Genomic DNA, 1121 nt, shown 5'->3' with positions numbered 1-1121 from the left:
CAGCAACTGGAGCTATTTGACACCCTGAATCTGCCAAAACCCGCCTGATCATGCTCGTGTAGTTACATTTTGGCCCATTCGGCTATAACGATATCAATTACTTACTCGTTTTGCTGTCGAACTTGGGATGTCAGTATGCCTGAGAGCAGCGCGCGACCTCCTCGGCCCGATTTCACACCGTCGGCGCGCCCGTAGTTGTTGAGCGCCAATTGTTTTTGGTTTTGCTCAAATTCGTCCCAGCTGTTGTACCCTTCGTGTAGGCCCTTGATGAACACGTCCCAAGTTCCGACCGGCTTGCAGTAGCCATAGCTTTGCCGGACGCGCCCATCGACAATGGAGGTCTGCTTTTCGCTTTTGCCATAGACCCCTGCGCAAAAGGGGTTCTTGAGCACAGAGATCACGTTGCGATGGCGGATCGGCAACCATTTGAAGTTGGTCATGCGTCCCTCGTCCGAAGGATGGGGAAAGTGAATCTGGTCGGCCGTCATTGACAGCAACACCTGTCGCGCGCTGCCAAGCTCACGGAACCGGGTAAAGATGAGCCGGATCACCTCCTGTAAACGTAGATCCGGATCGAGCCCCAGTCCCGCTTCGCGATGCCAGATGTAACCGAACGGGACTGACAAGCGCAGTTCGCCCCGACGCGCCTTCGCCCTGGCGGCATCCAGCATCCGCGTCCTGAGTACACCGAGCTCGAACTCGCTGATGCTGCCTTTCATACCCACGAGCGGGCGGTCAATGGGCTGGCAGGGATTGTAAATTCCGTCATCGTCAGTAACACGGGCTTCAACAAGCCCGCATAATTCGAGAAGATGGTGCCAGTCACGGCCCTTTCGCGCGAGCCTCGGCGCATCCTGGCACAAAACAGTGCCCACCTTACCCGCGCACAACCAAGCGACCAGACGATCAAAACCGGGGCGAGCCACAGTTCCGCTCGCAGATCGGCCGAGATCGTCATCAATGACCTCAACATCGTTGAAACCGTGCTGACGTGTGTGAATCCCGGAGGCAAACTGGTCCACAGAAACGGTCGGATTACCTGACCGTCGCGGATTAAAAGTCCGCCATTCTGATGCCCGAGGCGGAAGCTGAGGGCTGGGAGATGTATTCTGTGGAACTTT

At 56.4% G+C, this 1121-nt stretch carries 1 protein-coding gene; it reads right to left on the bottom strand.

Going from position 1 to position 1121, the window contains the following annotated elements:
- Window positions 1-101: 101 nt before the first annotated feature.
- Window positions 102-1121 (bottom strand): recombinase family protein (locus tag BV911_RS18795; protein WP_205963927.1); only part of this gene is annotated, 1020 nt, incomplete at its 5' end.

The organism is Pseudoruegeria sp. SK021, from assembly GCF_002119405.1.
Classification (GTDB): Bacteria; Pseudomonadota; Alphaproteobacteria; order Rhodobacterales; family Rhodobacteraceae; genus Meridianimarinicoccus.
Note: the sequence above shows the minus strand (reverse complement) of the source record. Positions and strands in the feature narration are given on the sequence as shown.